The organism is Streptomyces sp. NPDC002054 (assembly GCF_040296685.1).
Lineage (GTDB): Bacteria > Actinomycetota > Actinomycetes > Streptomycetales > Streptomycetaceae > Streptomyces.
The window spans coordinates 1-21,669 of sequence record NZ_JBEOXT010000043.1 but is presented as its reverse complement, the minus strand read 5'-3'; the positions used below and the strand labels follow the sequence as shown (position 1 = coordinate 21,669).

Here is a 21,669-nt window from a genome sequence, read left to right as displayed (position 1 = left end):
CGTGCCCGTAGTACATGTCATGACGGGACTTCCCGCCTCGGGGAAGACCACGGCCGCCCGCCGGCTCCAGGCGGAGTCCGAAGGCCGGATGCGCCGCGTCAACCTCGACGACCTGCGCACCATGCTCGACATCCCGGCCCCCGAGCGCGGGCGCTCGCACGCCCACGAGCGGACCGTCCTCGACATCCAGGACGCGGCGGTCCGGTCGGCCGTCGAGGGCGGCTTCGACGTGGTCGTCGACAACACCCACCTGACCCCGCACATCCCGAAGCGCCTCAAGGCCGCGGTCACCGGCCTCGACGCCGGTTTCGTCGTCCACGACTTCACCGGCGTGCCGGTCGAGGAGTGCGTACGCCGGGACGCCGCGCGGGAGCGTTCGGTCGGCGAGGACATCATCCGCATCCTCGCCGAGAAGCACGCCAAGGCCACCAAGGGCGGTTGGCGGCTGACCGCCGAATGGCTGGGCGCCCAGCCCGCGGCCACCCCGTACGTCCCCGACCCGGCGCTGCCCTCCGCGGTGATGTGCGACATCGACGGCACCCTTGCGCTGCGCGGGGACCGCGGGCCGTACGACTTCACCCGCTGCGACCGCGATCTGCTCAACGTCTCGGTGCGGCAGGCCCTGCGCGCCTTCCGTAGCGCCGAGAACGACACGATCGTGCTGCTGTCCGGGCGCAGCGAGGACCACCGGGAGATCACCGAGGCGTGGCTGGCGGCGCACGAAGTGCCGTACGACGAGCTGTGGATGAGGGCCTCCAGCGACGGCCGCAGCGACGACATCGTCAAGGCGGAGCTCTTCGACGCCCATGTCCGGCACCGCTACGCGGTCCGGGTCTCGCTGGACGACCGCGACCGGGTGGTCGCGATCTGGCGCCGGATGGGCCTGCCGACCTGGCAGGTCAACTACGGGAACTTCTAGAGGCCGAGCCGCCTGCGCCAGCCGGGGTCGATCTGGGGACGGATGAGGACGACGCCCTGCTGGGTGCCGACGGCCAGGTCCAGGCTCGGGCTGCCGGGAACCGCGGCGAGGCAGCTGACGAACGCGGGGACGGGGGTGGACCAGACCTTTTCGCCGCTGGGGAGATGGCAGAGGGTGATGCCCTTCGGATCGCTGACGGCGACGAGCACCTCGCCGCTGGGGGCGGCGCCGGTCCACAGGATGCGGGTGGCCGGCACGGGCAGTTGGCGGGTGGTGTGGGGTGCGGTGGAGTTCCACACGGTGACGGGCACGGCGCTCTTGTCCGTGACCAAGTCCAGGTCCAGGCTGAGCAGTACGGCGGTCCCGTCGGCTGTCTCGGCCCACCGGAGGTCGAAGTCCACCCTTTGGGTGGGTAGGTGGCTCTCGCGGACCGAGGCGTCCTTCCCGGTGCGGGCCGTCCGTACGGTGAAGACTGCACCCGTCAACGGCTCGTAGACCGAGACCCGTCCGGCCGGCGCCTGGCAGGCGACCCAGCGGGTGCCGTGCCGGCTGTGGTGCGGTACGAGTCGCTGCGGGCCGAAGGGGAGCGGCTGAACGGCATCCCGCACCGGACGGCCCGTCTCGCAGTCCCAGAGCCCGATGGTCCGGGCCGCGCGGGAGCAGGTCATCAGCACCCGGTTCCCCGAAGGGAGGGTGAACGCCGTGGTGCATACGGCGTTCGGGTCCGCGGTCACCTGGCAGGGGACCGGTGCCCAGGCCGGGTTGTCCCGGGGAGAGCGGTACAGCCCGATCCGGCCGTGCCGGGAGTCGAATCCCACGACGCAGGTTCCGGGGGTCGCCTGGGTCGGAGGCAGGAGGTGGCCGTGCATGCCGAGCAGCTGGCCTTCGAGTCCGGCCAGCAGGGTCCGGTCTGTGGTACCGCTCCCCCCATCCACCCGGACCCACACGGCTTGGCCCAAAAGCATCAAGGACATGCGGGGTTCGCTCGGCGGCGCCGGGTCGAATGCGGGGTACTCCCAGCCCAAGAGGTGGCAGCCACCGTCGGGTTCGGCCGTGTGGGACGTCGGTCCGGCCAGACCAGGGCCGATGGGGGGCCGGGATGTGGTGTCATCGCCGGGCCGGTCCAGCGCTCCGATGTCGACGACCGTGACTCCGTTGGAGGCAAGGGCAAGCAGCGGACCCCGGGCATCCGGCCCGGCGACCAGCCCATCGGGTTCGGAGAACGCGGGCCGTTCCTCCGCTCCGTCCGTGGTCTGTTCGGTGCCCAGCAGGTCCGGCCAGCGCCACAGGCGGGCCGTACCGTCGTTCCCCACAGCGAGGATCTCGGGATCGCCGCTGCCGGCCGCCTCGATCACGTGCACCACGCCCACCGCGCCCTCGTGGCCCTTCAGCGGTGGTCCCACGGTCTTTCCGGTGACGCAGTCCACCACGTCCAGCCGGCGGAAGGAGGCCACGGCCGTGTGGCTCCGTCCCCGGTACAGGAAGGGGGCCAGGAAGCTTGCGGGGAACACTCTTTCAGCCGACGTGACGGCCTCCGCTCCGAGGGACAGCGTCACCAGTCGCCCGCCCTGCTGCATGACCAGCACCGGAGTGGCGGCGGAACCGCGGGCGAATCCGCCGTTCAGGTCCGGGTCCCGGTGCAGGAGCTCGGCTTCGGTCAGGTCTCCGGACCACATGTCGAGCAGGGTCAGCCGACGGGGTTCTGCTCCGCTCAGCAGCGCCACGGCCATACCGCCGTCCGCGCGCCGGATCCGGCGGATCAGGACGGGCTCGTGCCGCCCCGTCAGCAGTGTCCTGTTTGCTCCGCCGCCCTCGATCGGGTGCAGGGTGACCGTTCCGCCGGACCGGTCGCAAACGAGCAACCGGGCCGCACCCTCCCGGTCGTGGCAGAAATAGGCCGTGTGCCCGGGATAGCCGGCAGCCGGACGGCCCGTGGCCAGATCGACGAGGGCCACGCCCTCGGCACCGTCGTGGCACACGGCCACCGGAGTGCCGTCGCCGAGCGCTGCGGCGTCGAGCAGCTTGACGTACGGCGTGTCCGGGATCCTCCTGACGGCAGCCTGATCGTGCAGGTCCCACACCCGGAGGGTGCCGGCCTGGTCCAGGGTGACCGCGCTGTCGGCCTGTGCATCGCCGGTCACCAGGGCGAGGCCGGTGACCCGCTCGGGATGGGGAAGCACCCCAGACAGCGAAGGAGAGTCGATCATCCAGAGGTGGACCTGGCTCGCCTGCGGGGGAAGGGCCAACACCACCCGGTCGCCGCCCGCCAGGACGGTGTCCTCGATCCGCCAGCCCATCCGGATGGACCGGGTCGCATACGCATCACCCGCGTGCCGGCCCACCACCCGGTGTGGTGTCAGCTGCCGCCGCTGCACCCGCATCCGCACCACCGAGGTCGCCATCTCCTCCGCCGCCTCGGCCAGTGCGTACTCCCCGTAGGTCCGCGCCACGAACGCCAGCAGCGAAGCCCGGTCCGTGCCCGGCTCCGCGTCGCCGAACAGATAAGCCGCCCGCTCCACCGCCATCGACAGCAGCGGCCGGCGGGAGGCGTGGCGGACCGCCGGGAGGAGGGAGGACGGGTCGGCCGCCAGGACGAAGGCCGCGTCCTCGATCAGGTCGTCCAGCAGGCCCACCGCTGCCGCGTGGGTGGCCAGGTGGGCGCGGACGTACTCCGGTGCCCGCGCCCAGTCCCGGCCTGCCTCCCGGCCTGGGACCATGGACAGCAGCGTCCGGACGAAGCATTCGTGCACGTCGCGCAGGTCCCGGTAGGCGAGGGTCCGGTCCCTGATGTGGTCCGTCAGCTCCTGGTGGTACAGCCGGAAGTACTTCGTACGGTCCACCTCGGCGTGTGAGAGGTACGAGCCGTCCCCCTCCAGCAGCAGGTCGATGTCCGTCTCCGCGAGCGGGATCCCGGAGAGCTCGGCCGCCACCCGCACCCAGATCCGGCGCGGCAGCCCGTTCCCCTCCCCGAAGGCCGCCGCGCTCAGCAGGGCCATGGCCGCCGTGTGCCGTTCCCGCGGCAGCCGTTGCAGGTACGCCTCGAAAGCGCCGCCCACATCGGAGGGCAGCTGTTCCGCCCAGCCCGGCACGGTGGTGTCCACCAGCGGGCCGCGCAGCAGGGCGGTCGCCGTCATCCGGGCGACCAGGAAGCAGCGGCCGGACCGTCGGGCCACCTCCTCCGCGATCCGGCGGGCGGTGCCGGGGGTGCGCCCGTACGGGCCGGCCGGGTCGGCCAGGACCTTCGCCACGTACTCGGCGGTGCTGGTGTCCTCGGCGAAGGAGCTCTGGTCGAGGTCGACGGCGGGGATCCGGTCGCCGATGTGCGGCAGCATCTCGCGCCGCGATCCGATCACCAGGCGGACGCAGTCCACGGCGCCCAGCGGTCGCAGCAGTTCCCATGCGATCCGGCGGGCCTCCGCCTTGTCGCCGCCCGGGCCGGCCTCGTCGAGGGAGTCGATGACGATACGGAAGGGCCGTTCCCGGCCGGCCAGGGCGGTCAGCAGGGCATCCGCGCTGCCGGCCCGCACATCGGCTGCCGCGGCGAGCCGTCCCACCAGGGCTTCGAGGGTCTGGTGGCGGGCGTTGACCGAGGTGTCCGCATGGCCCTCCAGCACCAGCCGCCCCAGCACCGCCGACTTGCCCGAGCCGGGGTCGGCGGTCACCACGAGCGGGGCCCGGCCGCCCTCGCCCGCCAGGTGGGCCCGTACCGCCGCCAGGGCGTGTTTCCGGCCGGTGAAGTACGAACCGGGGTCGTGTACATGCTCCACCCCGCGGCCCCGGGGGTCGAAGTGCGAGGCGCGGTCGCCGTCGTCCGCGCCGGGCCCGCCGGGCCGGCCCCCGGCGGTGACCTCGGCGTTCCGGTCGAAGGCCGGGTTGGGGAAGAACGGCGGGCGCCGGGCCTGGTCCAGGGAGGAGCAGCCGGCGCGCTGGGGGAGCCCGGCGGTGACGAAGGCCCGATTGATGCGTTCGGCCAGGGTGGCGGGGGAGAGGTAGCGCTGCGAGGGGCCGTCGCCCTCCTGCCACGCGGCGGCGAGCCGGCCGACGAAGGCGCCGTCGTCGGCCTGTTCGCGGTGCCGGGCGGAGGCGAGCAGCCAGGTGCCGGCTCCGGACTCGTCCGCCCGGGACCGGGTGGCCACGATGGCCTCGGTCATGCCGGCGATCTCGGCTCCGGCCGCCGCCGCATGGCAGGAGTCCACGACGAGCAGGACGTTGCGTACGGGGGACTGGGCGATGATCTCGGCCACCGAGGAGAGGGACAGCCAGGACCGGGGCCGGTGGTCTTCGCTGTCCGTGCAGGCCAGCCGGTACGGGCCGGAGGCGGACCGGACGCCGTGGCCCGCGTAGTAGACGACGAGGACGTCCTCCGCGGCCAGGTCCGCCGAGGCGCACCAGTCGGCCAGGGCGTCCTCGAACTCCCCGGCCCGCGGATCAGCGGAGACCGCGGCCAGCGCGCGCTCGTACCCCGCCGCCGCGAAGAGCGCGACCACCGCCTCGACATCGCTGTGCGCCAGGGGCAGTTCCGGCAGGCCGCGGTAGTGGCGGGTGCCCGCCGCGATGAGGAAGCGCCTCACTCCGCAGGCTGTGCTCATGGGCCTCCCCCGGTTGAGGGGGCCAGCCTAGGGCCGCCCGGTCGGAGCACACTCGTCCATTCGGAGGAGAGGCGTCGAATTTCGGTCAAGCAAAGGCTGAATATAGCTCCTGCAAAGATCGGAAAGATATATTCCGCTTGGATCTGTCGCGTCGATTTTCGGTCGATAGCGGCAATATTGGCGTTTTGGCGCATGGCCGAAGCGTTAGAGACTCGTCAACATTTGCTCGCGCGCAGCCTGGTGGCACTTTGCGTTAACGATCATGGGCAAACGGATTTCACGCGCCTATGACGAGGAGCTGACATGGTCAACCCGACTGGAACGACGGGCACTTCGGAGCCCCTGCCGCCGCTCGCGGCCCTGCCCACAGAGCGTCCGGCCGGCTGTCCGTTCGATCCGCCTGCCGAGTTCGCGCAGCTGCGCGAGGAGGAGCCGCTGCGCTCCATGGTCTATCCCGACGGGCACGTCGGATGGCTGGCGACCAGCCACAGCCTGGTGCGCGAGGTGCTGGCCGACAACCGGTTCAGCACGCGTCCGGAGCTGGTGCACTGGCCGGTCCCGGGGCCGGCTGCCGAGTACACCGCCCCTCCGGCCGAGCCCGGCATGTTCCTGCGGATGGACGCTCCCGAGCACACCCGCTACCGGCGGCTGCTGGCGGGCAAGTTCACCACCCGCCGGATGCGTCTGCTCACCGAGCGCGTGGAGCAGGTGACCGCCGAGCGCCTGGACGCCATGGAGCGACAGGGGCCGACGGTCGACCTGTTCCAGGAGTTCGCACTGCCCATCCCGGCGCAGATGATGTGCGAGCTGCTCGGAGTCCCGTACGAGGACCGGGAGTTCTTCGAACGCCAGGCGATCGCCACCAATGACAACAGCCAGGGTCCGGAGGCGCAGTTCGCCGCCTACGGCGAGCTTCAGAAGTTCCTGGGCGAGCTGGTCCTGGCCAAGCGTGCCAAGCCCACCGACGACGTGCTGAGCGAACTGACCGACAGCGACCTCACCGACGAGGAACTCACCAACATCGGTGCACTGCTGCTCGGTGCGGGCTTCGACACCACCGCCAACATGATCGGGCTGAGTGTCTACGCCCTGCTGACCCACCCCGATCAGCTGGCCGCGCTGCAGGCCGAGCCGGAGCGTGCCGACCAGGCGGTCGAGGAGCTGCTGCGCTACCTGACCATCACCGACACCGGGATGCGGACCGCCCTGGAGGACGTCGAGCTGGCCGGCCGGACGGTGAAGGCCGGGGACACGATCACCCTCGCCGTCCAGGCCGCCAACCGGGACCCGGAGAAGTACCCGAATCCCGACGTCCTCGACGTACGCCGGCAGGCCGCCGGGCAGCTGACGTTCGGTCACGGCATCCACCAGTGCCTCGGCCAGCACCTGGCCCGGGTCGAGGTCCGGGTCGCCCTCGTCGAGCTGTTCAAGCGGTTCCCCGGCCTGCGCCTGGCCATCCCGGCCGAGGAGGTTCCGCTGCGTACCGACTCGGACTTCCACGGGGTGGTCAGCCTGCCGGTGACCTGGTGAACGGCCTTCCCGGTGAACGGCAGTCCGGCACCGGGCGGCCGTTCACCGGGAGGGGGTGGCTGCCGGTGCCGGAAGCCGTCGGAACAGCCGGCCGGCGAGGTCGATGCCCACGACCGTGCCGCTCTCGTCGCGCGTGAAGTAGCCGCGCTGCCCCTGCAGGCCTCCGCTGGTGACGACGTATTCGTCCTTGTCGCCGGGCAGCAGGCCGACATCGGCCGGTGCGTGGTCCGCCGGCAGGGGAGTGTCGGAGGCCGCGCGGATCTCCGGCTTGATCCGGACGTCGAGGGTCAGGCCCGCCCCGTCGGTGCCGATGACGAGGGTCATCGCGTCGATGTCGTACGTCCCGACCAGCTCGCCGGCCCGCGCCGCGTCGTGCGGGAGCGGCTCCGGGTCCCGGTCCGTCACCCCCAGCCAGGTCTGCAGCGCCCACCGGACGACGGCCTGGTTGCACGGGATGCCGTTCGGGCCGGCGTTGGACATCGCGACCACGGCGAAGTTCCGTTCGGGCACCATGAGGAACTCGGAGAACTGGCCGATCGCCGACCCGCCGTGGCCGACCGTGCGGACCCCGTCCACATCGCGCAGGAACCAGCAGATACCGAGGGCGTCACCCTGGCTACTGCTCCGCAGGGCGACGGTCTGCTCCTTCATCCGGTGCAGCAGCCCGGCGTCCAGGACGGGCTCGCCGCCCTCCGCACGGCCGTCGCCGAGGTGGAACCGGGCCCAGCGCAGCAGGTCCGCCGCCGAGGAGGCGATGCCCCCGCCGGGGTTGTGTGCGCGCGGGACCCGCCAGGGGCGGGCGATGGACAGGGTGCCGTCCTCGTCCTGGTCGTGGCCCACGGCGAACCGCCGGGTCATGACGTCGGCGGGAGCGAAGAGGGTGTCGGAGAGTCCGAGGGGCTCCAGGACCAGTTCGGCGACGGCCTGTTCGTAGGTCTGGCCGGTGACCTTCTCCAGGACCCGCCCGGCCAGGTTGTAGCCGGACTGGCTGTAGGAGGCGCGGGTGCCGGGCTGGGCGGCCATCTTCGCCTCGGCCATCAGCGCGATGTAGGCGGCCAGGGCGTCGTCCCCGTCCCCGGTGTCGGCGATGACCCCCCAGTCCAGTCCGCCGGTGTGGTTGAGCAGGTTCAGCACGGTGATCCGGTCCGCGGCCTGCGGGTCCGAGAGCACCAGCTCGGGAACGTAGCGGCGCACCGGCGCCTCCAGTTCGACCCGGCCGCTCTCGACCAGGCGCATCAGCGCGGTCGCCGTGAAGGTCTTCGACACCGACCCCAGTTGGAAGAGCGTCCTGCGGTCGACCGGCAGCGGGTTGTCGATGCTCGTCACGCCGTGGGACGCGAACACCTCCTGCCCGTCCGCCCATACCCCGACGGAGATGCCGGGAATGGCGAACTCCTCTGCCTTGGCCTCTACCAGCGCGGATAACGCGGACAACGTGTGCTCGGACATGCGGGTCCCCTTGTCGGTGCGTGGTCGGTCGTTCCACTTGCACTGTGTTCAAGTGGAACGATAGACCAGTACTTGAACGCAGTGCAAGTCGGGCCCGCAGTCCGGTGCCGCAGCTGCGGTCTGGCAGACTGGCCCGCGTCACCCCAGGCGGCGCAGATCAGGAAACCGGTGCGAACCCGGTGCGGTCCCGCCACTGTGACCTGGTCCCCCGCGGGATCCGGAAGTCAGACACTGACGCGCCGCCTCTTTTCGTTCTTCACTTCGACCAGGGGACGAGGATCCCCCGGAGAGGCATCCCGTGGTCCTGACCCACCCGCGCGCCGCCGCCCTGCGCGCCCTCGCCGCACTCGCCCTCCTCATACCGCTGGCCGGCTGCGCCGGTGCCAAGGAGGACACCGCTGGGGAGCCGGCCGCCGCGCCCGGATTCCCGTACACCACCACCAACTGCGGGGTCGATACCACCTATCGGGAACCGCCCCGGCGCGCGGTCACCCTCACCCAGCACACCACCGAGATCCTGCTCGCCCTCGGCCTCCAGGACCGCATGGTCGGCACCGCCTACCTCGACGACGCGATCCTCCCCGTCTACCGGCCCGCCTACGACAAGATCAAGGTGCTGGCGAAGGAGTACCCCTCCAAGGAGCAACTGCTCGCCGCCAACCCCGACTTCGTCTACGGCGGCTACGCCAGCGCCTTCGACAAGGCGGCCGGCCGCGACCGGGCAGGCCTGCAGAAGAGCGGGATCAACACCCGCCTCAGCGTGGAGTACTGCGCCACCGGCCCGGTCGGACTCGACCAGCTCAAGACCGAGATCACCGAAGTCGCCCGCACCTTCGGAGTCCCCGAGCGCGGCGCCCGGCTGATCGAGGATCAGCAGCGGCGCATCGACGCCGTGGCGCAGAAACTGGCCGGCAAGAACCGGCCCGCCGTCTTCGCCTACGACGGCGGAGAGAGCGCCGCCTCCACCTCCGGCGGAAACGGCATCGGCAACGAGATCATCACCCGGGCCGGCGGCACCAACGTCTTCGCCGACCTCAAGGACACCTTCGGCGACGTGTCCTGGGAACAGGTCATCGAGCGCAAGCCCGAGGTCATCCTCATCTACGACTACGGCGGCACCCCCGTCGAGGCCAAGAAGCAGCGCCTGCTGAACGACCCGGCCCTCGCCCAGGTCCCGGCCGTCAAGAACAAGCGGTTCGTGGTCCTCCCGCTGTCCTCGGCCGTGCTCGGGGTGCGCGTCGACGACGCCGTCGAGTCCCTGGCCCGCCAGCTGCACCCCGACGCGGCGTGACCCGTCGCACCCCGGCCGTCCTCGCGGTGCTCACCGCCGCACTGCTCGGCTCCGCCGTCGCCGGGCTCGCCCTCGGCCCGGTCCGCATCCCGCCCGGACAGGTCCTCGACATCGTGCTCGGCGGGCAGCGCACCGGCGCCTTCGCCGCCATCGTCTGGGACGTCCGGATGCCACGGGTGCTGCTCGGCGCGGTGGTCGGCGCCGGGCTGGCCGTGACCGGAACCGTCCTCCAGGCCCTGGTCCGCAACCGGCTCGCCGACCCGTTCCTGCTCGGCGCCTCCTCCGGAGCCTCGGCGGGCGCCGTCTGCGTCCTGGTCCTCGGGGTCGGCGCCGGACTGGCAACCACCGTGACCCTGCCCGCCGCCGCCTTCGCCGGATCACTGGGCGCCCTCGTCGCCGTGTACGCGATGGCCCGGCGCGGCGGCAGCATGACCACCGGACGGCTGATCCTGGCCGGGGTGGCCGTCCAGTACGTCCTGTCCGCCCTCACCAGCCTGGTCCTGGTGCTCGCCGCCAAAGCCGACCAGGTCCGCCTGGTGCTGTTCTGGACGCTCGGCGGCCTCGGCGGCGCCCGCTGGGACGAACTGGCCCTGCCCGCCGCCGCCCTGCTGCTGGGCACCGGGCTGCTGCTCGCCCTGGCTCGGCCCCTCGACCTGCTGCTCGCGGGCGAGGAGGGCGCGCAGACCCTGGGCCTGGACACCGGACGGTTCCGCGCCGCGGTGTTCGTCCTGGCCTCGCTGGTCGTCGGCGTGCTCGTGGCCTACAGCGGGGCGATCGGCTTCGTCGGGCTGATGATCCCGCACGCCGCCCGGATGGCGGTGGGCGCCGGGCACCGGGCGCTGCTGCCGGTGGCCGCGCTCGGCGGGGCGGTGTTCCTGGTGCTGGCCGACCTGGTCGCCCGTACCGCCGCCGCACCCGAGGAGATACCGGTCGGGGTGGTCACCGCGCTGGTCGGCGGACCGTTCTTCCTGTGGATGCTGCGGCGGTCCTCGCGCGCCGAAGGGGTCCTCGGATGACGCCCGCGCCCGCCGAACTGCGCATCGAGGGACTGCGCTACGAGACCGGCGGCCACACCCTGCTGCACGGGATCGACCTGACCGCCCGCCCCGGTGAGACCGTCGGCGTGGCCGGCCCCAACGGCAGCGGCAAGACCACCCTGCTGCGCTGCGTGTACGGCACGCTGCGGCCCACCGCCGGCCGGATCCTGCTCGACGGCCGGGACGCCGCCTCCCTCACCGTCAGGGAACGGGCCCGCAGGGTGGCCGTGGTCCCGCAGGACGCGAGCGGCACCTTCGGGCTGACGGTCCGGGAGGTGGTCGCCATGGGCCGCAGCCCGCACAAGCGCTTCTGGGAGCAGGACGGCCCCGCGGACGTACGCCGGACCGAGGAGGCCCTGCGCACGGTGGGCATCCCGGCATTCGCCGAGCGGACCTTCGACGAGCTCTCGGGCGGGGAGCGGCAGCGCGCCCTGGTCGCCCGGGCCCTGGTCCAGGACCCGGGTCTGCTGGCCCTCGACGAGCCGACCAACCACCTGGACATCCGCTACCAGTTGGAGGTCCTCGCGCTGGTGCGCGGCCTGCCCGCCACCGGTCTGCTGGTGCTGCACGACCTCAACCTGGCCGCCTCCTTCTGCGACCGGCTGTGCCTCCTGCACGAGGGGCGGGTGGTGGCCTCCGGGACCCCGGCCGAGGTGCTGACCGAGGAGATGCTGGGCGAGGTGTACGGCGTACGGACCCGGATCGGCGTCCATCCTACGACCGGCGCGCCCAGCATCGTCTATCTGCCCTGAGGTATCCGGGTTTGAGGAAACGTTACGGCGCGACGGTGATCTGCTGGGACGGGTCGGTGGTGTCGGCCACCTTGTAGACGGCGTTGAAGGTGGAGGAGGTCGCACTGGTGGGGCAGCCGAACCCGCCGGTGACCTTGACCGGCACCGAGGCGTTGGTGAAGGTCAGGGTGGACGGGGAGCCGTTGGTCCAGGTGCCGGGGACGTTCGCCGGGGCGGTGGGCGCGGTGACGACCGTACAGGAGGCCAGGCCGGTGGTCTTCAGCACCAGGCCGCCGGTCGGGACGGTCATGGTGGCCGTGATCGGCGACCCGTGCTGCATGGACACCTGCCAGGCGCCGCTGGTGGTGACGGTCGGGGTGACCCCCGGCAGGCTCGCCGTGCAGGAGCTGTAGGTCGGTGCGGAGATCGGCGAGGAGACCGGGCCGGCCGGGTTGTGGTTGCCGGGTGCGGCCGGGACGGTGCCGGTGGACACGGAGACCGTGCAGGTCACGGTGACGGCGCCGGCCTTGAGGGTGGCCTTGCCGCTGAGGGTGGCCTGGAAGGCGTGCCCGGCCGGGGTGACGGTGGTGGAACCGGCCGCCGGCAAGGGTGCGGGGGACGGTGCGGCGGTGGCCGCGGCGGCGCCGAGGGTCAGTGCGCCGGCGGTGGCGAGTCCGAGGGCGAAGGTGGTGCGGGTACGGCTCATGGCTGTGCTCCTTGGGGATCGGAGTGCGGTACGGCGGTGGGGGTGGGGGAGGGGGTGCTTGCCGGGGAGGGGGTGCGTGCAGCGGAGGGGGTCTGCTGCCAGGCGAACATCAGGCCGCCGCCGAGGATGCCCAGCAGGGTCCCGATCAGGAATCCGCCGAGGTTGGACAAGACCAGGGCGGCGGTGGCGATGAGGGTGGTGAGGACCCCGGCGAGGGCGCGGTAGTGCGGGGCGAACCAGACGGTGAGACCGAGCACGATCATCACGAGGCCCATCAGCACGGACGGGATGCCCGCCACGCCCTGGGTGAGCATGACCTTCAGCGGGGCGAGCGGCAGGACGCAGATCTCGGCTCCGGCCAGGGCGGCGAAGAGCCCGCCCCAGAACGGCCGGCTGCGCCGCCACCGCCGGAACCTCAGAAGCATTCCTTCTTGCCCTTGCTGATCTTCAGGTTCAGGCCGGAGAGCTTGAAGGTGCCGGCGTTCGTCGCCCAGGCGGTCTGCTGCAGATCGGTGATGCTGACGGTGTCGGCCTGCTGGGCGAACAGGTCCTGCATGCCCTGGGCGTCGGTGGGGCCCTTGTCCAGGGTGGAGGCGTCGCGGCCGATCTCGATGTTGGTGAAGGTGGCGTTGCCGGACAGCTGGGTGGCGTCGACGAACAGGTTCGTCGCCTCGACCGGGGTCTTCTGGCCGGCGGTCAGGTTGAGCGAGATGTCGCCGATCACCGGGAGCGAGGTGACCACCGACTGGCAGAGGCTGTGGAGCTTGGCTTCCCTGATGGCGGTGACCGCCACCGGGATGAGCTCGTCGCGGGCGTTGACGTCCACGCTGCCGTATTGGACGAAGCCCTCGCCCGTCAGGCTCTCGGCGGACACCTTGAACTGCTGGCCCGAGACGGCGAAGGAGGCGGCGAGGGCCCCCTGCGCGAGGGCGATGCCGAGGCCGGCGGTGACGGCGATCGCCGGGACCGTCAGGACGGCGAAGCGCCGCCAGCGCACCCGGCCGTCGCCCGGGTCACCGGCTGAGGCATCGCCTAAGTCATGTTCCATGACACATCCCCTTTATGATCGTTACTGACCGGTATGGGTGTGCCGTTGAATGTAAGAGTGCCAATGGTGGTTGGCAAGGTTGCTCGGCCGCTGCTTTCAGGCCAACTCCTACTGTTGCGTACGGGGTTCCGTGTGCAGCAGTGAGGCGACCTCCTCGTCCACCCGCCGGGCCATCGCCCGGGCGAACTCCGCGGTCACCACCTCACCGGCGACCGGACGCAGCGCCGCCACCGCCGCCGTGACGTGCTCCACCTGCGCGGCCGAAAGCCGCCCCAACCCTTCCGTACCGATCACATGCCGCCGGAACAGGGCGACGAAGCGGTCCGCGAGCGCTGTGGCCTGACTCTGTACGAATTCCCCCGCATCCAGGATCTCGGAGAGCGGCACCCCCTGCCGCACCAGCGTCAGCGTCGCCTCCAGCAGCCGTCGGCTCGGAAAGGTGACGGTGTCCCCCTCGACCCGTACGTACTCCAGCGCCGCCGCCCGCCGCGTGTCCTGGGACGTCGCCGCCGGGCCGAACAGCTCCCGCAACTCGGCCAGGGTCATCGCGACCGGCTCCTCCTGCACCCAGTCCCGGGTCATCTCCCGCTCCAGACCCAGCAGTTGGGCGATGCCACCGCCCTGCTCCCAGGCGGCCAGCAGCTCGGCGATGCCCTGCACCGTGTAGCCGCGGCCCAGCAGGTCGTCGATCAGCCGCAGCCGGACCAGGTGGTCGTCCGAGTACCAGACGATCCGGCCCTCCCGGCGCGGCGGGGGCAGCAGCCCGCGCTCCTGGTAGTAGCGCAGGTTGCGCACCTTCACCCCGGCCGCCCGGGCCACTTCCTCCCGGCGGTAGCGCGCGCCATCCGCCGTGCCCGGGCCGCCTGCCGTGCCTGGGCCGCCTGCGCCGCCCCCCGCTCCCTCGCTGCTCACGCGGCCGAGTGTAGGACGTACCGGCAGGTCACATGGGCCGCGGACGGTTCTCCCGCTTGACCGCCCGCAGGACCACGAACTTCGGCTCGCTCGCCACGACTTCGCTGTTGCCGAAGAGCCGCCGCAGATGCGTGTGGTAGCCCATGTGGCGGTTGGCGACCACCCACAGCTCGCCGCCCGGCCGCAGCACCTTCCGGCTCTGCGCAAACATCCGCAGCGCGGTGGCGTCCGTGGTCGCCTGGTGGGAGTGGAACGGCGGATTGTTCAGCACCAGGTCCACCGACCCGGGCGGCAGGTCCGCCACCCCGTCGCCGACCAGGAACTCCGCGCGCCAGCGGTCCGTACGGACATTGGCCTCGAAGGTGGCCCGGGCCGAGGCCACCGCCTGGTACGACTCGTCGGTGAAGACCACCTCGGCGTCCGGGTCCGCGACCGCGACCGCCGTACCGACCAGGCCGTTGCCGCAGCCCAGGTCCAGGACCCGGGCCCCGGCGGTGTTGGTGGGGATGTTCTGGAGGAAGAAGCGCGTGCCGACGTCCAGGCGGTCCGCGCAGAAGATCCCGGCATGGTTGACCACGGTCAGCCCGGCCCCGGACCCGCCGTCCTCGTCCACCGTGTAGCGCAGCGGCCACGGGTCGGTGGCCGCGCGGCCGGCGGAGGCGCGCCGGACGTCCGGGGTGCAGAAGATCAGCCTGGCCTTCTTCTCGGCCAGCGAGGTCCGGGTCGGCCCAATGATCTTCTCGAACAGTTTGAGCGTCGAGGTGTGGATCTCCTTGACCATGCCGGTGCCCACCACGACCGTGCCCTCGTGCAGGTGCGGGGCCAGCCGGTACAGCTGGTCCTCCAGCAGCGCCAGGCTCTTGGGCACCCGTACGAGCAGGACGTCGATGCGCTCGGGCGGCGCGTCCTGCGTGGTCAGCAGCCGCACGCTGCTGGCGGGGGCCCCGGCGCGCGCCAGATTGGCCTCGGTGGCGGCGTGGGTCAGGGCGGAGTCGGTGATCTGCGCGGGCCGGTACGCGGCCAGCGCCGTCACCAGCGCACCCCACCGGTCCCCGAGCACGGTGATCTGCCCGGCGCCGGACAGGTCCACCGGCCCGCGGTCTCCGGTACCGGAGTCGAGGTGGCGCAGCAGGTACTCGTCGGCGGCGTCCCAGGCGCGCAGCCGGTCGCGCGGGTCCTCGGGGAAACGGGTGAGCTCACAGGAGCCGAAAGGCGTGGTCAGACGGTTCATCGTGGCCCCAGGCTAACCGAGCCGGGGCCCGGCCCCCGCATGCCCGGGGCCGGACCCGCCGCAGAACTACTCGGAGAACTAGTCGGGGGAACTACTCGGACAACTACTCGGAGAACTCGCCGGCCATCGCCGCGGCGAGCCGCAGGTACGGCGCCGCCTCGGCGGCCCGGCCCTGCCGCTCCAGGGTGCGCCCCAGCAGCAGCTGCGCGTAATCCTCCACCGGCCAGCGGTCCAGGATGCCGCGCAGCTCGGTCTCGGCGCGCCACAGCTGCGCCGAGTGGTAGTAGGCGCGGGCCAGCAGCAGCCGCGGCGCCAGCTGCTCGGGGGCCTCGCCGGCCAGCGTGGCGAGGATGCGCGCGGCGGTGGCGTACTCCTTGGCACCGAAGAAGAGCTGGGCGCGCTGCCAGCGCTCGGCGGCTGTTCCGTGCTCGAAATAGCTCGTCGGGGCGTTCATGGTGCCTGCAACACGGGCGGCGCGTGGAACATTCCGGGGAACCGTTCCCCCTCGCGGGGCTACGTTGTGCCCATGAGCAATCTCGATCGTCAGCCCGCTCTCTCCGCCTGCGGCGGCCGAGGCTTCGTCGTTGCCGAGCCCGTACGCGAACTCCTCAGCCCCCGCCAGGTCAAGCTCGGCGAAGCCACCGAGGTCCGCCGGCTTCTCCCCAACCTCGGCCGCCGGATGGTCGGCGCCTGGTGCTTCGTCGACCACTACGGCCCCGACGACATCGCCGACGAGCCCGGCATGCAGGTGCCCCCGCACCCGCACGCCGGCCTGCAGACCGTCAGCTGGCTGCACGAGGGCGAGGTGCTGCACCGGGACAGCGTGGGCAGCCTGCAGACCGTCCGCCCGCGCGAGCTCGGGCTGATGACCTCCGGCCGGGGCATCAGCCACTCCGAGGAGAGCCCCAAGCGCCACGCCCGTTTCCTGCACGGCGCCCAGCTGTGGGTGGCCCTCCCGGACGCCCACCGAAATGTCGAACCGCACTTCCAGCACCACGCCGAACTGCCGCAGGTCACCGCGCCCGGCCTGACCGCCACGGTCATCCTGGGCACCCTGGACACGGCGACCTCGCCCGGAACGGCGTACACCCCCATCACCGGCGCCGACCTGGCCCTCGCCGCCGGCACCGAGACCCGCCTCCCGCTGGACCCGGACTTCGAGTACGCGGTCCTGTCGATGTCCGGCGAAGCCCACGTCGACGGCGTCCCGGTCCTCCCGGGCTCCATGCTCTACCTGGGCTGTGGCCGCACCGAACTCCCACTGCGGGCGGACTCGGACGCGGGCCTGATGCTGCTCGGCGGGGAACCGTTCGAGGAGGAGATCGTGATGTTCTGGAACTGGATCGGGCGCAGCAATGAGGAGATCGTACAAGCCCGCAAGGACTGGATGGAAGGTACCCGCTACGGGGAAGTAAAGGGCTACGACGGCCCTCCGATCCCTGCGCCGGCACTCCCGCCGGGGCCGCTGAAAGCACGCGGACGGGTACGCTGACCTGCGCTTTTCTGAAGAGGGTGGATCAGCCGAGCCTAACCGGGGAGAGGCCGCCACTCCCGCGGAGATCGCTCCCGCGGAGGGAGGGGTGGGAGCTCCCGAAGGCTCGCTTCGAGCGGTCGACGTTTCCCATGTGTGACCAGCTGGGGTCAGCTTTGCCAGGACCAATGCTGACCCAATGCTGACTTTGGTGACAACTCGTCAGGTCGAGTGGCGTCCCGCCACGCTGCTCTCCGGCGGCGTTCGAAGCCTGACGCTGCTCGGTGTAACAGGTTGTACCGAGCGGCGGGGTCTCGTGCGGTCAGAGTGTCAGCCGGTGGGATGCTGCTGATCGCCGCCTCCCACCTTCCGGTCGTCACCGCCTCCGACGTCGGCGCGGGTCAACTCGCACTGTTTCTGGTGGCCGATGGCACCGGAGCCCGCCTGGCCGCTCTGCCAGCCACGCTGTCGGTCCTGGCCTGTGTGCCCGAGGACCGGGCGGGCATCGACTCGGCCGCCGACCGACTCGGCCGCCGCAGTGGCGGTGTCAGCGCTCCAGCTCCTCCAGGACCGTCGCGCTCCTCCGCGATCCCGCTGGCCTCGGCCAACTGCAGCGTGCTTCGGCCCGGGAGGACGGGGCGAGGGCGGGGAGCGGTGGCCGGGGCCCGGCCGGAACAGCTGCCGTCAGTCCACCATGGGCCGGGTCTGCGGCAGTGGCGCGACGTCTTCGGCGGACTCCCTGGCAAGTCCGTGTGCAGGAGCGAGGCGGCTGCCCGGAAGCACGTTATGGGCTCCCTCCGACTCTGACCTGCCCCGCCGGCGTGGTCGGGGTCGGACCGGCTGATGGCTCATGGAAGCCCCCTGCGGGGAGCTAGAGGGCGTCTTCCTCGGTGCTGGTCTCGTCATCGATCAGTCCGTATGGGGGGCGGTCTTCGTTGCGGCTGAAGCGGACTACGACGTTGCCTTCGACGAGGTCGGGCGGGCTGTTGTCAACGATGATCAGTTGGGCTCCATCGCCGTGCTCGGCCAGCCAGGTGTTCAGATGGCGATAGAAGTCATCGATGGCGATGGCATCGGCGATGGCCGCGTCCAGAGTGCCGCCGTGGCCGAGGTTTTTCTGCGGGCTGTCGATCATGAGAAAGCCGGGGTGCGCAGCGGACGTTTCGACGGCGACTTCGAAGACCGCGAGTTGCCATGCCAGCGTCAGGAGTGTTCGTGCGCCGGATGAGGCTTCCCGGTAGGAGTCTCCGCGTACGAATGGGGTCAGGTTGGTGTCGATTATTGGTTGGCTGAGCTTGGGGTAGCGCCACTGCCTCAGGAGTTCGCCGTAGCGGCCGCTGATGCGGCCGATGACGCGGTCTCGGTCCTGGGCGACATCCCCCAGCCGTTCGAGCTCCTCACGCAGGCGGGTGATCTGCGCTTCGTGACGTTCCACTGTGGCGGCTCGCCTCGAGAGGCCTTCGTGCAGCTTGGTGGAACTCTCGGCGTGTTGGAGACGCCGCAGCGCCTCTTCTCGGCGACGGTGAAGGTCATCACGGGCAGCGAGGAACGGGGAGACTGAGGGCGCGGTCGCCTCATCCAGTGCGGCAGCAGCCTGCTCCTCGTCCAGGGCCGCGTTCTCTGCTTGGAGTTTCAGGACGCCGAGGGAGACATCGAGTCCCTCGATGTAAGTGGTGATCTCCTTCAACCGAGCCTTGGTGGATCGGATCTCGGCCGCGACGTCGAGGCGGCTCTCCTCCACTGTCCTGCTGAGGTCAGCGGAGCCGAGGGTGAGGTCCTCGTCGCGGTGGGGCAGGTCGTGGCGGCACATGCTGCACTGCCCGTCCTCCGCGGAAGGCGGCGCGGGGAGGCGATTCAGGCAGGCGGGACAGGTCGTGACGCTCAAAGGGTCGAATAGCCGCCGAGCCTCGGCCAGCATCCCGAGTTTGAGGAGGTCGTCCGCGTATTGGGCCCGAAGCGGCAGCATGCGGGCGAGCTGAGTCTCGCAGTCCCGAAGGACACCAGCTGCGCGACTGGAATTCTGCGCCGCCCGCTTGTGGTCCTGTCGCAGGCGGCCTGCGAACCCGGTGCCCGCTTGGGCTTCCGCATCGAGCACCCGGAGCTGTTCGTTGATCTCGGCGACTTCGCGTTCGTACGACTCCGGTGTGAGCGCGTCGGCCAGAGACGGGGGGTCGCTCTGCTCCTGGACGAACGCGCGGGCGGCGGTAAGCTCGGCCTTCGCGTGGTTGAGCCGGACCCCGAGTTCACGGATCCGCTGACCCAGCTCGACGGCGCGGTCGTCGTGGACGCCGAAGACGACGTCGACGACCTGCTTCAGCTTGTGCTTGCGCATGAACTCGTTCTCGAACAGGAAGTTCCTGTCAGCGACGCGTTCGTTAGGCAGGAACGCCAGCACCATGAGGTCGCGGAAGCTCAAGGGGTCGGTTCGAGACTCCCGGTTCGTCGGGGCCTCGCGCAGTTGAACGCCTTCGAGCTTGCAGTGGCCCAAGAGCAGAGCTGACAGGCTTTCTGGGGAGCCCGGCGGATCGATGGGCCTGCTCTCTGGCCGGGACGGCGCCGGCCGGTCGAGAGTCCCTCGGTGCACGAAGGCGACCTTCGACGGCTCCCCGACCGAGCGCTCGATCACATATGGCTCGCCCGAAAGCTCCACTTCCAAGAGGCAGGAGCGGACCTTGCGCAGTACCTCCGGGTGCCGCGGATGCTTCTTGGCGCCCAGCCCGTACGCGATGAACTCCAGCACCGCGGTCTTGCCCGAGCTGAAGGCTCCAGCAACGACGGACAGATTGTGTACCCGCTGGTCCTTCGTGAAGTCGACGTCGTAACTGCGGTCGATGCCTGCCAGGCGCAGGCGTCGGATCCGGATGCCGGGCAGAGGCTGCATCGGCTCATCCCTCCCAGGGCATATCGGGTGCCTGCGGTCCCGGGCCCAGGACGCTCAGGAGCGCTGCTCCGGGTCCACTGTGCCTATCCGGGCGCAACCACCGTGCTGTCTGATCCCGCAGTGCTTTGTCGCTGAGCTTGTGTAGGCGACGTACGACGATGGCCGCCGCGGTGCTGAACGACGTGGCGTACGTGGCGGTGAAGCGCGCCCCCAGCTCTCGGCCGCGGGGGCTGATGGTGTAGGCGAGCGCCCCCTTGCGGTTGTGGACATGGCAGCAGCCGTAGGCGACCAGCAGGCCGAGGTCGTGCTTGATCCGTTCGCGGCGGCTGGTGAAGCGCTGTGAGGAAGAGGCGTACGACAGAACCTGCGGGTCAAACCCGGCCAGACGAAGCAGGATCCCTTCGCGGCCATCGGAAGGGACTACGAGGAAGGGGTTCGCCGAGAGGAAGTCGTAGTAGCCGATCCGCTCCAGGCTTGCTCCATTGGCGTCGTGACCGGCGACTGCGTCCAGGAGGAGCAGTAGCTGCGCGAGCCGGAACGCTACCTCGTCCTCCGGCATCATCACCGGACGGTGTGCTTCCACGGCGAACCCCTCGCAATTTGTCGGTAGGACAGGTGACGGCAGCGGTCAGCCATCGGTGTGGCCAGCGGCGATCTGCCGCCAGTGTTTGACCCAGCCCGCCTTCCGGTTGTCTACCAGCCGATGCACCAGACCCCAGCTGTGGACCAGCTCCAGCCGCAACGACTTGGGCAGCTTGCCGTGCTCCTCGCGCACATCCCGCCACACACGTCCGTGCAGCGCCGGCAGGGCTCCCTCGGCAGAGCACTCGTTGAACTGCATCTCCCACAGACCGTGCAAGGTGCCATCGACAGAGCTGAGGGCAGCCATCTCCGCGGGCACTGCCTTATGCGCGATCTCGCGGGCCACCAGGTCGGCGTTGAAGAACTGTCGCTTGGCAGAGTTCAGCTCGACGTGGCCGGCCTCGGTCATCTGCCGCACGAACAGCGCCGAGTCGAGCCCGGCCGCCTTCTCGTCCTCCACGTCCAGCACCAGCCGTAGCTGCTCCTGGGGCTGTGGCGCAGTCCCGTAGGGTTCGTAGTAGGCCCGGCGAACCTGATCCCCCTCAGGACTCAAGAGGCGACGCACCAGTTCGGTCTTATCCCACAGCTGGATGACGACGCCGTGGTCCCTCTCGGTCTTCTTTTGCCAGCCATCCCACCACTTGGCTGCCGGGCCGTCCATGCTCGAAGGAATGCAGAGCACCCAGCTCGCGATCGTGTATCCGTGGTCGGCTGCGGCCTGGCGCGCATGCGAGAAGGAGTCTCGGATCTGCTGCGCGTGCTTTGCCGTGGTAACCGGCATGAAGTACTTCGACTGCCACACCGTGATCGCACCACCGAGGTCTCCGGCGAAGGCGTCCACACCCCAGTCACCAGGGTTGGCCGCGATCATCCTGACGTTCGGCGTAGTTGCCCCAGCCAACTGCGCGATCATCTCCTCGAAGTCGGCACGGGCCCCGTCCGCACTACCGGTGCGGACCTCGTGCACCCCGAAGTGGATCGGCGGCACACCAGCTGCCGTAGATATGGAGAGATCCAATCGGGCCCACCCCGCATTTCCCCAGGCACGGCATGTGCCGAACGTCCTCGCTGCACGACACTCAGTAACGGGGGCAGCCTAGTGGCCACGGAATCAGCTGATCAAGAGGCTGCCATCCGCTGTGGTGCGACGGACGATGAGCCGTACCCCACCCGTACGAAGGTCATTTACGGAACAAGCCTTAGCTTGATCTTTAACGTCCGGCGTCGAACGGTGCGTCGTACTTGATCACTCGGTTCGGTAACCGCCGTACACGGAAGCGGCCTTCGACTGG

The 21,669-nt window shown here is 70.7% G+C and carries 17 protein-coding genes and 1 riboswitch; of the genes, 6 read left to right on the top strand and 11 right to left on the bottom strand.

What is annotated here, in order from left to right:
* The first annotated feature begins 1 nt into the window (after position 1).
* Complete coding sequence (locus ABT123_RS31450; RefSeq protein WP_351320878.1) at positions 2-919, top strand: phosphatase domain-containing protein; 918 nt, start codon at positions 2-4, stop codon at positions 917-919.
* Here the strand turns inward: ABT123_RS31450 and ABT123_RS31445 are convergent.
* A complete protein-coding gene (locus tag ABT123_RS31445; RefSeq protein WP_351320876.1) occupies positions 916-5,508 on the bottom strand; it encodes a caspase family protein in 4,593 nt (1,530 codons plus the stop codon). The genes ABT123_RS31450 and ABT123_RS31445 overlap by 4 nt on opposite strands.
* A 303-nt stretch (positions 5,509-5,811) precedes the next feature.
* On the opposite strand from ABT123_RS31445, the gene ABT123_RS31440 reads away from it, so the two are divergent.
* Positions 5,812-7,038, top strand: coding sequence for a cytochrome P450 (locus tag ABT123_RS31440; protein ID WP_351320874.1), 1,227 nt, complete (start codon positions 5,812-5,814; stop codon positions 7,036-7,038).
* Positions 7,039-7,080: 42 nt separating this feature from the next.
* On the opposite strand, the gene ABT123_RS31435 is transcribed toward ABT123_RS31440, so the two are convergent.
* Positions 7,081-8,487 carry a serine hydrolase domain-containing protein gene (locus ABT123_RS31435; RefSeq protein WP_351320872.1) on the bottom strand — a complete coding sequence of 469 codons (1,407 nt, stop codon included), beginning with the start codon at positions 8,485-8,487 and terminating at the stop codon, positions 7,081-7,083.
* A gap of 117 nt (positions 8,488-8,604) precedes the next feature.
* Positions 8,605-8,741, top strand: a riboswitch (cobalamin riboswitch).
* 50 nt (positions 8,742-8,791) lie between these two features.
* On the opposite strand from ABT123_RS31435, the gene ABT123_RS31430 reads away from it, so the two are divergent.
* From ABT123_RS31430 to ABT123_RS31420, 3 genes are read left to right on the top strand one after another with little or no spacing between them, the layout of a single operon-like run.
* On the top strand, positions 8,792-9,778 hold the full coding sequence (locus ABT123_RS31430; RefSeq protein WP_351320946.1) for an ABC transporter substrate-binding protein: 987 nt from the start codon (positions 8,792-8,794) through the stop codon (positions 9,776-9,778).
* A complete protein-coding gene (locus ABT123_RS31425; protein ID WP_351320870.1) occupies positions 9,775-10,794 on the top strand; it encodes a FecCD family ABC transporter permease in 1,020 nt (339 codons plus the stop codon). The genes ABT123_RS31430 and ABT123_RS31425 overlap by 4 nt, the downstream gene beginning before the upstream one ends.
* Positions 10,791-11,567 (top strand): ABC transporter ATP-binding protein, encoded by a 777-nt coding sequence (locus ABT123_RS31420; protein ID WP_351320868.1) that lies wholly within the window; start codon positions 10,791-10,793, stop codon positions 11,565-11,567. Before ABT123_RS31425 ends, ABT123_RS31420 begins: the two co-directional genes overlap by 4 nt.
* Before the next feature lie 22 nt (positions 11,568-11,589).
* On the opposite strand, the gene ABT123_RS31415 is transcribed toward ABT123_RS31420, so the two are convergent.
* The 6 genes from ABT123_RS31415 to ABT123_RS31390 form a co-directional block, all read right to left on the bottom strand.
* Complete coding sequence (locus ABT123_RS31415) at positions 11,590-12,252, bottom strand: hypothetical protein (RefSeq protein ID WP_351320866.1); 663 nt, start codon at positions 12,250-12,252, stop codon at positions 11,590-11,592.
* Positions 12,249-12,677, bottom strand: a complete 429-nt coding sequence (locus ABT123_RS31410) for a DUF6114 domain-containing protein (RefSeq protein ID WP_351320864.1) — start codon at positions 12,675-12,677, stop codon at positions 12,249-12,251. The genes ABT123_RS31415 and ABT123_RS31410 overlap by 4 nt, the downstream gene beginning before the upstream one ends.
* Complete coding sequence (locus ABT123_RS31405) at positions 12,668-13,300, bottom strand: DUF6230 family protein (RefSeq protein ID WP_351320862.1); 633 nt, start codon at positions 13,298-13,300, stop codon at positions 12,668-12,670. Before ABT123_RS31405 ends, ABT123_RS31410 begins: the two co-directional genes overlap by 10 nt.
* 108 nt (positions 13,301-13,408) lie before the next feature.
* Positions 13,409-14,212, bottom strand: coding sequence for a MerR family transcriptional regulator (locus ABT123_RS31400; RefSeq protein WP_351320860.1), 804 nt, complete (start codon positions 14,210-14,212; stop codon positions 13,409-13,411).
* Between the two features lie 28 nt (positions 14,213-14,240).
* A complete protein-coding gene (locus ABT123_RS31395) occupies positions 14,241-15,443 on the bottom strand; it encodes a methyltransferase (protein WP_351320858.1) in 1,203 nt (400 codons plus the stop codon).
* Between the two features lie 103 nt (positions 15,444-15,546).
* The gene (locus ABT123_RS31390; RefSeq protein WP_351320856.1) at positions 15,547-15,897 is read right to left on the bottom strand and encodes a tetratricopeptide repeat protein; all 351 of its coding nucleotides are present in this window, start codon (positions 15,895-15,897) and stop codon (positions 15,547-15,549) included.
* Between the two features lie 72 nt (positions 15,898-15,969).
* On the opposite strand from ABT123_RS31390, the gene ABT123_RS31385 reads away from it, so the two are divergent.
* Complete coding sequence (locus ABT123_RS31385; RefSeq protein ID WP_351320854.1) at positions 15,970-16,935, top strand: pirin family protein; 966 nt, start codon at positions 15,970-15,972, stop codon at positions 16,933-16,935.
* Between the two features lie 850 nt (positions 16,936-17,785).
* On the opposite strand, the gene ABT123_RS31380 is transcribed toward ABT123_RS31385, so the two are convergent.
* From ABT123_RS31380 to ABT123_RS31370, 3 genes are read right to left on the bottom strand one after another with little or no spacing between them, the layout of a single operon-like run.
* On the bottom strand, positions 17,786-19,795 hold the full coding sequence (locus tag ABT123_RS31380) for a DNA recombination protein RecN (RefSeq protein ID WP_351320852.1): 2,010 nt from the start codon (positions 19,793-19,795) through the stop codon (positions 17,786-17,788).
* Between the two features lie 4 nt (positions 19,796-19,799).
* Positions 19,800-20,378 carry an ABC-three component system middle component 2 gene (locus ABT123_RS31375; RefSeq protein WP_351320850.1) on the bottom strand — a complete coding sequence of 193 codons (579 nt, stop codon included), beginning with the start codon at positions 20,376-20,378 and terminating at the stop codon, positions 19,800-19,802.
* A gap of 45 nt (positions 20,379-20,423) precedes the next feature.
* A complete protein-coding gene (locus tag ABT123_RS31370) occupies positions 20,424-21,395 on the bottom strand; it encodes a serine/threonine protein kinase (RefSeq protein WP_351320848.1) in 972 nt (323 codons plus the stop codon).
* Positions 21,396-21,669 lie beyond the last annotated feature (274 nt).

Coding starts and splice junctions, on each gene's coding strand:
- ABT123_RS31445 (WP_351320876.1), bottom strand. CDS start 5,508: ATGAGCACAGCCTGCGGAGTGAGGCGCTTCCTCATCGCGGCGGGCACC.
- ABT123_RS31440 (WP_351320874.1), top strand. CDS start 5,812: ATGGTCAACCCGACTGGAACGACGGGCACTTCGGAGCCCCTGCCGCCG.
- ABT123_RS31435 (WP_351320872.1), bottom strand. CDS start 8,487: ATGTCCGAGCACACGTTGTCCGCGTTATCCGCGCTGGTAGAGGCCAAG.
- ABT123_RS31420 (WP_351320868.1), top strand. CDS start 10,791: ATGACGCCCGCGCCCGCCGAACTGCGCATCGAGGGACTGCGCTACGAG.
- ABT123_RS31415 (WP_351320866.1), bottom strand. CDS start 12,252: ATGAGCCGTACCCGCACCACCTTCGCCCTCGGACTCGCCACCGCCGGC.
- ABT123_RS31410 (WP_351320864.1), bottom strand. CDS start 12,677: ATGCTTCTGAGGTTCCGGCGGTGGCGGCGCAGCCGGCCGTTCTGGGGC.
- ABT123_RS31405 (WP_351320862.1), bottom strand. CDS start 13,300: ATGGAACATGACTTAGGCGATGCCTCAGCCGGTGACCCGGGCGACGGC.
- ABT123_RS31395 (WP_351320858.1), bottom strand. CDS start 15,443: ATGAACCGTCTGACCACGCCTTTCGGCTCCTGTGAGCTCACCCGTTTC.
- ABT123_RS31390 (WP_351320856.1), bottom strand. CDS start 15,897: ATGAACGCCCCGACGAGCTATTTCGAGCACGGAACAGCCGCCGAGCGC.
- ABT123_RS31385 (WP_351320854.1), top strand. CDS start 15,970: ATGAGCAATCTCGATCGTCAGCCCGCTCTCTCCGCCTGCGGCGGCCGA.
- ABT123_RS31380 (WP_351320852.1), bottom strand. CDS start 19,795: ATGCAGCCTCTGCCCGGCATCCGGATCCGACGCCTGCGCCTGGCAGGC.